Annotated in this window: 8 protein-coding genes; 2 read left to right on the top strand and 6 right to left on the bottom strand. The window is 68.3% G+C overall.

From position 1 onward, the window contains the following. Positions 1–4 precede the first annotated feature (4 nt). Genes BGO15_RS09285 through sufB form a run of 3 tightly spaced genes read right to left on the bottom strand, consistent with a single transcriptional unit; the run spans position 5 to position 2,921 of the window. Positions 5–334 (bottom strand): non-heme iron oxygenase ferredoxin subunit, encoded by a 330-nt coding sequence (locus BGO15_RS09285; RefSeq protein ID WP_056518550.1) that lies wholly within the window; start codon positions 332–334, stop codon positions 5–7. Further along, positions 331–1,503, bottom strand: a complete 1,173-nt coding sequence (sufD, locus tag BGO15_RS09290; protein ID WP_056209160.1) for a Fe-S cluster assembly protein SufD — start codon at positions 1,501–1,503, stop codon at positions 331–333. The genes BGO15_RS09285 and sufD overlap by 4 nt, the downstream gene beginning before the upstream one ends. Continuing rightward, a complete protein-coding gene (gene sufB, locus BGO15_RS09295; protein WP_056209163.1) occupies positions 1,503–2,921 on the bottom strand; it encodes a Fe-S cluster assembly protein SufB in 1,419 nt (472 codons plus the stop codon). Before sufB ends, sufD begins: the two co-directional genes overlap by 1 nt. A 246-nt stretch (positions 2,922–3,167) precedes the next feature. On the opposite strand from sufB, the gene BGO15_RS09300 reads away from it, so the two are divergent. Next, a complete protein-coding gene (locus BGO15_RS09300; protein ID WP_056209165.1) occupies positions 3,168–4,103 on the top strand; it encodes a COX15/CtaA family protein in 936 nt (311 codons plus the stop codon). A 96-nt stretch (positions 4,104–4,199) separates the two neighbouring features. Beyond that, entirely contained in the window at positions 4,200–4,610 is a 411-nt protein-coding gene (locus BGO15_RS09305; protein WP_045245971.1) for a hypothetical protein, read from the top strand. A 1-nt stretch (position 4,611) separates the two neighbouring features. On the opposite strand, the gene BGO15_RS09310 is transcribed toward BGO15_RS09305, so the two are convergent. The 3 genes from BGO15_RS09310 to BGO15_RS09320 all read right to left on the bottom strand — a co-directional run bounded on the left by BGO15_RS09310 (position 4,612) and on the right by BGO15_RS09320 (position 7,824). Beyond that, complete coding sequence (locus BGO15_RS09310) at positions 4,612–5,061, bottom strand: MarR family winged helix-turn-helix transcriptional regulator (protein WP_056209168.1); 450 nt, start codon at positions 5,059–5,061, stop codon at positions 4,612–4,614. Then, positions 5,058–6,797 (bottom strand): MFS transporter, encoded by a 1,740-nt coding sequence (locus tag BGO15_RS09315; protein WP_045245968.1) that lies wholly within the window; start codon positions 6,795–6,797, stop codon positions 5,058–5,060. The genes BGO15_RS09310 and BGO15_RS09315 overlap by 4 nt, the downstream gene beginning before the upstream one ends. Before the next feature lie 100 nt (positions 6,798–6,897). Continuing rightward, entirely contained in the window at positions 6,898–7,824 is a 927-nt protein-coding gene (locus tag BGO15_RS09320) for a heme o synthase (protein WP_056209171.1), read from the bottom strand. Positions 7,825–8,106 lie beyond the last annotated feature (282 nt).

Below are 8,106 nucleotides of genomic sequence, written 5' to 3' on the forward strand. Positions count from 1 at the left end.
TTCTTCAGCTCAGGTCTTTGGTGACGGCCGGGTCGATGAGCACGTCGTCACCGTCGATGACGACCTCGTAGACGGGCACCGGCTCGTAGGCGGGGAGGTTGAGGGGCTTGCCGGTGCACAGCGAGAACGCGGAGCCGTGCGCCCAGCACTCGAGGGTCTCGCCCTCGACGAAGCCGTCGGCGAGTGAGATGTCGCCGTGCGTGCAGGTGTCGCCGATCGCGTGCACGACGCCGTTCGAGTCGAGCACGACGGCGATCGCGACGCCGCCGATCTCGACGCGGATCGCGCTGTCGGGCTCGAGCGCACTGAGCGCGGCCACGCGGGTCGCGGTCATCGGGCGTCCTCCCCCGCGAGCTCCGCCTCGATGGCGGCGGTCAGCTGCTCCTCGAGGTCGGGCACGCCGATCTTCTGCACGATCTCCGCGAGGAAGCCGATCACGACGAGGCGTCGGGCCTCGGCCTCGGGGATGCCGCGGGCCTGCAGGTAGAACAGCTGCTCCTCGTCGAAGCGGCCGGTCGCGCTCGCGTGACCGGCGCCGACGATGTCGCCCGTCTCGATCTCGAGGTTCGGGATGGAGTCGGCGCGCGCACCGGAGGTGAGCACCAGGTTGCGGTTCGCCTCGTACGAGTCGGTGCCGACCGCATCCGGCCCGATGAGCACGTCGCCCACCCACACGGTGCGCGCCGTCTCGCCCTGCAGGGCGGCCTTGTACAGCACGTCGCCCGAGGTGTGCCCGCCCTTGTGGTGCAGGTAGACCTGGCTCTCGAGGTGCTGGCCGGCGTCGGCGAACGCGAGACCGTAGAGCTCTCCGACCGCGCCGGCGCCGGCGAGCTCGACGCTCGGGTTCACCCGCACGACGCCGCCGCCGAAGCTGACGACGATGTGACGCAGGTGCGCGTCGCGGTCGACCCGGGCCTGATGGGATGCCGCGTGCACCGCGTCATCCGCCCACCGGTGGAGCGCGACGACGGTGAGGTCCGCGCCGTCGCGCACGACGATCTCGACGTTCTCGGCGAACTCCGCCGTACCCGTGTGGTCGAGGAGCACGGTCGCACGCGAGTGCGGACGCGCCTCGATCACGACGTGCGCGGTCGCCCGCCCGCCGGTGCCGGCGACGTCGACGCGGATGGGCACCTCGTGCTCCCCGTCGACGACGACCGAGACGGCCTCGGGGCTCTGCGCCCACGCGATCGCGGACGGCAGGTCCTCGGGCCGGAACACGGCGCCCCGAGCGGATGCCGCGGCATCCGTGGTCGGCGTCACGGTCACCGTGACCCCGTCGGTCTGCGGGTCTGCCGCGTCGAACAGACGGGCCAGACGCGCGACGGGGGTGTGCTTCCAGTTCACCTCGCGGCCGGTCGGACGCTCGAAAGCCTCGGGATCGAACGAACGGAATCGCTCCGAACGTGTCTGCACCGGCACGGTCGCGGCGGTCACCACGGCGGCGGCAGGGTCGATGTGGCCCTTCTCGTCGTGCGAGGGGGCCTCGGTCGCTGTCGTCATCAGCCGACGGATCCTTCCATGCCCATCTCGATGAGCTTGTTGAGTTCGAGTGCGTACTCCATCGGCAGCTCCCGTGCGATCGGCTCGATGAAGCCGCGCACGATCATCGCCATCGCCTCGTCCTCGGGAAGGCCGCGGCTCATGAGGTAGAAGAGCTGCTCCTCGCTGACCTTCGACACCGTGGCCTCGTGCCCGAGCTGCACGTCGTCGACCCGGATGTCGATCGCCGGATACGTGTCGGAGCGGGAGATGGTGTCGACCAGCAGCGCGTCGCAGCGCACGGTGTTGGCGCTGTGGTGCGCGTTCGGGTCGACTCGCACCTCGCCGCGGTAGCCCGCGCGACCGCCGCCCCGGGCGATCGACTTCGAGACGATCGAGGACTGCGTGTACGGCGCCATGTGGATCATCTTCGCGCCGGCGTCCTGGTGCTGACCGGGACCGGCGAAGGCGACCGAGAGGGTCTCACCCTTGGCGTGCTCGCCCATGAGGTAGATCGACGGGTACTTCATCGTCACCTTGGAGCCGATGTTGCCGTCGACCCATTCCATCGTCGCGCCCTCGTGGGCGATCGCACGCTTGGTGACGAGGTTGTACACGTTCGTCGACCAGTTCTGGATCGTCGTGTAGCGCACCCGGGCGTTCTTCTTGACGATGATCTCGACCACGGCCGAGTGCAGCGAGTCGCTCTGGTAGATCGGCGCCGTGCAGCCCTCGATGTAGTGCACGTACGAGTCTTCGTCGGCGATGATCAGGGTGCGCTCGAACTGACCCATGTTCTCGGTGTTGATGCGGAAGTAGGCCTGCAGGGGGATCTCCACGTGCACGCCCTTCGGCACGTACACGAACGAGCCACCCGACCACACCGCGGTGTTCAGCGCCGCGAACTTGTTGTCGCCCGCGGGGATCACGGTGCCGAAGTACTCCTCGAAGAACTCCGGGTGCTCCTTCAGCGCGGTGTCGGTGTCCATGAAGATGACGCCCTGACGCTCCAGATCCTCCTGGATCTGGTGGTAGACGACCTCCGACTCGTACTGCGCGGCGACGCCGGCGACGAGCCGCGAGCGCTCCGCCTCCGGGATGCCGAGGCGCTCGTACGTGTTGCGGATGTCCTCGGGGAGGTCCTCCCACGACTGCGCCTGCTTCTCGGTCGAGCGCACGAAGTACTTGATGTTGTCGAAGTCGATCGCACTGAGGTCGGCGCCCCACGTCGGCATGGGCTTGCGGTCGAAGAGCGACAGGCCCTTCAGACGCGTCTTCAGCATCCACTCCGGCTCGGCCTTCAGGGCGGAGATGTCGCGCACGACGGCCTCGCTGAGACCTCGTTTCGCGCTCGCACCCGCGGCATCCGCGTCGTGCCAGCCGAACTCGTAGACACCGATGCCCTCGAGTTCGGGGCGGTCGATCAGCACATCCGACATGTCGTCACTCTCCTCCTGGGGCTCAGCGCTGTCATGCGCTCCGGCATTCCTTCGCCCCGTTCGGAGTGACGGGAGGATGCCGCTTCCGGGCCCGGTCAGCAGGCACAATCTGCGCGCCTACACTGTCTGTGATGCGGAACGCGCATGCGTCGCATCCCACATCCGATCCTACAGGTTCCGCCCACCCCGAGGGTGGCGCGCACCGCGCCGTCGCGCCGCTGACGGCCTCCGTGGAGGCATCCGCCCATGTCCGCAGACCCCGCCGTCGCGCGCCGTCGCTCACTGCTGTCCTATCTGCCCGAGCGACCCGGCCGCAGCATGATCGTCGCCGCCTGGGCGACGCTGGTCGTGCAGATCGCGATCGTGGGCACGGGCGGCCTCGTGCGGCTGACCGGTTCGGGTCTCGGATGCCCCACCTGGCCCAAGTGCACGGCGGACTCGCTCGTGGCGACCCCCGAGATGGGGATCCACGGCCTGATCGAGTTCGGCAACCGCAGCCTCACCTTCGTGCTGGCGATCATCGCGATCGTGACGTTCGTGCTGACCCTGCGCTACCGGAAGCAGCGCCGCGACCTCTTCTGGCTGTCGCTGCTCGTCGGCATGTACATCCCGCTGCAGGCGGTGCTCGGCGGCATCACCGTGCTCTCCCAGTTGAACCCCTACGTCGTGGGCCTCCACTTCTTCGCGTCGGTGCCGCTCGTCGCCCTGTCGGCGGCGCTCGTCGTGCGCGTCTACGCCGTGCCGGGGCCCCGCGTGCGCGCGGTGCCGACCTGGTACGCGGCGGTCGCACACGTGACGAGCGGTTTCGTGCTGTTGACGGTGATCGTCGGCATCCTCGTCACCGGATCGGGCCCGCATGCCGGCGATGAGCATGCGATCCGCAACGGCCTCGACTCCGAGGTGCTGCAGCACATCCACGCGATACCGGCCTACGTCACATTCGCGTTGACCGTGGCGCTGGTCGCGAGCTCCTTCCGCACCGAGCCCGCTCTTCGCCTGCGCTTGTGGACGTCGCTGCTGCTGGCCGTCGAGCTCGTGCAGATCGCGGTCGGTCTCATCCAGGCGAACACCGGGCTCCCCATCGCGCTCGTGAACGTGCACATGGTGCTCGCGGTGACCCTCGTGGCGGCGATGACGGCCGTCGTGCTCAACCTGAAGCGCACGGTGGTCGCCGCTTCTTAGGGAATCCATAGCCGCAGAGTTTGCGGTCTCCGCGCCAGGCGACAAGGCTGGGAAGGCGGCTCGGCCACCCCGGCCGACCGGAAGGAGATCCCACCGATGACCCCCCGCCCGCGCCTCACCCGCAGCATCGCCTACTGGGTGCTGACGCTCGGTTCCATCCTCAGCATCGGCTTCGGCGTCTGGCTCGTGATCGACAAGATCACCGTCATGACCACGACGCTCGGCAACCAGACCGCGACCGGGATCGAGGTGTACGCGGGCCAGTCGTGGGTCCTCCTCGGCGCGGCGTTCATCGTCGCCGGCCTCGTGGGCCTCGTCGCGGTGCTTGCGCTCGCCGCAGCCGCCCGCGTGTTCGCCGCCCCCATCGTCCCCGTGGCCGCGCCGGTCTGGCCGGAAGGCGTGACCGACCCGATCAGCGCCGAGCCGGCCCTGGCCGAGCCCACCGAGCCCGTCGCCGACGAGCTGCCCGTCGCGCCCGCCGCGCCGGAGACGACCGACAGCAAGTGAGCTAGAGCCCCGCAGCCGCCTCGTCGACACGGATCGCGAGGCGCTCGAGGGCGTCGAGAGCATCGACCAGTCGTTCGCGGTCGCGCTCGCCGAGCTTGGAGAGGGCCTCCCCCACACGGGAGGCCCTCTCTGCGCGTGCGCGCAGCAAGGTCGCGACGCCGAGATCGGTCGGGATCACGACCGTCGCGCGGCGATCGTCAGGATCGTCATGACGGGCGATCAGTCCGCGCTGCTCCAAGTCGGCGAGGATCCTCGTCATGCTCGGCGCGGTCACCACCTCGATGCGCGCGAGGTCGGATGCGCGCGTCTCCCCCAGCCTCACGATGCTCGACAGCGTCGACGTCAGCCCGTAGGAAAGCCCGTCGGCGTTCGCTCGGATGCGCCGGTTGATCCGCCCCACGACCACGGACAGACGCTCGGCGTCGCCGGGATGAACGCCGCCGCCGGTCACGACGCGCTGCTCACGACCGGCACGGGCGCAGTGGCGGCGTGTACATAGTGGCGACCGCGCACGAGGGAGGCGATCGCTCCGATCAACGACATGATGGCGGCGGCGAGGAACACGATGACCAGTCCATCATGGAAGGGCTCCGAGATGAGCTGCGGGAAGAACTGGTTGCCGGTGAGAGCCGCGACATCCGATGCCGGCAGGTGGTCGAGCACACCGGTCGGGCCGAGCAGCGTCTGGATCGGGTTGTAGCCGAGGAACGCCGCGAAGACGCTGCCGACGGGCGGCAGCTGCGCGATCTGCGCGGCGGCGTCGGCCGGCACGCCGTGGGCGGTCAGACCCGACTTCATCGCGTCCGGGAGGCTCGTCGCGAGGCCCGCGATCAGCAGCGAGAAGAAGAGCCCGATCGACAGCGAGGTTCCGGCGTTGAGCACGGTGCCGGCCATGCCCGATGCGGCTCCACGCTCGCTCGCCGGCACGCTGTTCATGATCGCGCTGCGGTTGGGCGCGCCGAACATGCCGGATCCGAGACCGGACAGTCCGGTGATGATCGCGAACTGCCAGTACTCGAAGTTCACCGGGATGAGCAGCAGCAGCACGAAGGTCACGGAGACGATCAGGAGGCCCACGGTCGCGAACAGGCGCGCGCCGAAGCGGTCGGAGAGCGTGCCCGAGATCGGTCCCGCGATGAGGAAGCCGATCGTGATCGGGAGCATGTAGATGCCCGCCCACAGCGGGGTGTCCGCGTAGGCGTAGCCGTGCAGGGGCAGCCAGATGCCCTGCAGCCAGATGATCAGCATGAACTGCAGGCCGCCGCGTCCGATCGCGGCGAGGAGGCCCGCGAGGTTCGCCATGGCGAAGGCACGGATGCGGAACAGGCGCATGTCGAACATCGGAGCCGACGAGCGCAGTTCGATGAAAACGAACGCCACGAGCAGCAGGATGCCGCCGACGATGCCTCCGAGCACCCAGGGGTTCGTCCATCCTGTCGTGCTGTCGCCGTAGGGCTGGATGCCGTAGGTGATCGCGGTGAGGAGCGCCGAGAGACCGAGGGCGAAGGTGATGTTGCCGGGCCAGTCGAGCTTGCCGGGGTTGCGCGCGCCGACCTCCTTGAGCGACACGTACGACCAGATCGTGCCGATGATGCCGATCGGCACGCTCACGAGGAACACGGCCCGCCAGTCGATGACGGCCAGGAGGCCGCCGATGATGAGACCGATGAAGCTGCCGGCGATCGCCGCGACCTGATTCACACCGAGCGCCATGCCTCGACGGTGCGCCGGGAAGGCGTCGGTGAGGATCGCGGTGGAGTTGGCGAAGAGCATCGCCCCGCCGACGCCCTGCACGAGCCGCCAGAGGATCAGCCAGGTGGCTCCCGGGCCGCCCGAGAACGGGTCGAGCGAGAGGGCGATGGATGCCACGGAGAACACGACGAAGCCGAGGTTGTAGATGCGCACGCGGCCGTACATGTCGCCGAGGCGACCGAAGGTCACCACGAGCACGGCGCTGACGAGCATGTAGCCCATCAGCATCCAGAGCAGGTAGCTGACGTTGCCGGCCTCGAGCGGGTTGAGACCGATCCCCTCGAAGATCGCCGGCAGCGAGATGATGACGATCGAGGCGTTGATCGTGGCCATCAGCATGCCGAGCGTGGTGTTGCTCAGCGCGAGCCACTTGTAGTGCGGGTGCTCTCTGTCGAACAGGCTGGTCTTGACGGGACGGTTCCGGGGGTCGGTCACGGGGCTCCTCGCTCGGGCGATGCGCAATTTAGTTACTTGATATGAACTAAATATACGCCTGCGAAAGAGCCCGCTCTCCGCAGAGAGGGACGACCGCCGGTCAGAACGGCAGCAGCGGGTCGATCGCGATCGCGACGAACAGCAGCGTCAGGTAGGTGATCGACGCGTGGAAGACGCGCATCGGGCGCGGCTCGGTGCCGCGCACCGCGCGGCCGTAGAGGCGGTGCGACTCGTAGATGAACCAGCCGCCGAACACGAGCGCCGATGTCGTGTAGACGAGTCCCATGTTCGCCACGGGGATGAGCAACAGGGATGTCGCCACCGTCGCCCACGCGTAGAGGATCACCTGGAGCCCCACCTGGGAACCCGAACGGGTGACACCGAGCATCGGCACATCCACGTCGTCGTACTGGTCCTTGTACTTCATGGACAGCGGCCAGTAGTGCGGCGGCGTCCAGAGGAAGACGAGCACGAACAGGATCAACGGCGCCCACGAGAGCGAGCCGGTCACGGACGACCAGCCGATCAGCACAGGGAAGCAGCCGGCGATGCCGCCCCACACGATGTTCTGCTCGGTACGGCGCTTGAGCAGGATCGTGTAGATCACCACGTAGAAGAAGATCGCTCCCGCGGAGAGCCCCGCCGCGAGCAGGTTCGTCGTGAGCGCGAGCCAGAGCGTCGAGACCGCGGCCAGCGTCCAGGCGAAGATGAGGGCGCCGCGCTCGGAGACCTCTCCGGTCACCAGCGGCCGGTTCTCGGTGCGCTGCATGTGCGCGTCGATGTCGCGGTCGAGGTACATGTTGAAGGCCGCCGCCGACCCCGCGCTCAGCGATCCGCCGATGACCGTCGCGAGCACGAGCCAGAGATCGGGGATGCCGCCCTGCGCGAGGATCATGACAGGGACCGTGGTGACCAGCAGCAGCTCGAGCACGCGCGGCTTGGTGAGCGCGACATATGCCCGGATGGTGCGACGCAGCGACGGGCTGTCGAGACGCGCGTCGCGCCCCGTGGTCGTGCTGATGTCCATCGTCCCCGCTATCACCGGAAATTCCTCGTCGATTCTACGTCATGCCTCCTGTCCGTCCGCCCGGACGCCGTTGCCTCCCCGGCGCGGCCCGTCACAGTCGAGCCCCGGCATGTGCGCGTGACTATGCTGAAATCACATGCGTCCGCCCAGGCGCGATCTCCCTTGTTCCGCTCCGCGGACGACCCGAGATCAGCACCGAGCGATGCACCCTCACACATGCGGAAAGGCGGTCCGGTGTCGGATTTGCAGTGGGACGAAATCGATTCTCGTGCGGTGGATGCG

The sequence above is a fragment of the Microbacterium sp. 71-23 genome (assembly GCF_001897265.1).
Classification (GTDB): domain Bacteria; phylum Actinomycetota; class Actinomycetes; order Actinomycetales; family Microbacteriaceae; genus Microbacterium; species Microbacterium ginsengisoli.

Bases quoted from the DNA above. Each gene is read 5' to 3' on its own strand.
- BGO15_RS09285 (WP_056518550.1), bottom strand. From the start codon at position 334: ATGACCGCGACCCGCGTGGCCGCGCTCAGTGCGCTCGAGCCCGACAGC.
- sufD (WP_056209160.1), bottom strand. From the start codon at position 1,503: ATGACGACAGCGACCGAGGCCCCCTCGCACGACGAGAAGGGCCACATC.
- sufB (WP_056209163.1), bottom strand. From the start codon at position 2,921: ATGTCGGATGTGCTGATCGACCGCCCCGAACTCGAGGGCATCGGTGTC.
- BGO15_RS09300 (WP_056209165.1), top strand. From the start codon at position 3,168: ATGTCCGCAGACCCCGCCGTCGCGCGCCGTCGCTCACTGCTGTCCTAT.
- BGO15_RS09305 (WP_045245971.1), top strand. From the start codon at position 4,200: ATGACCCCCCGCCCGCGCCTCACCCGCAGCATCGCCTACTGGGTGCTG.
- BGO15_RS09320 (WP_056209171.1), bottom strand. From the start codon at position 7,824: ATGGACATCAGCACGACCACGGGGCGCGACGCGCGTCTCGACAGCCCG.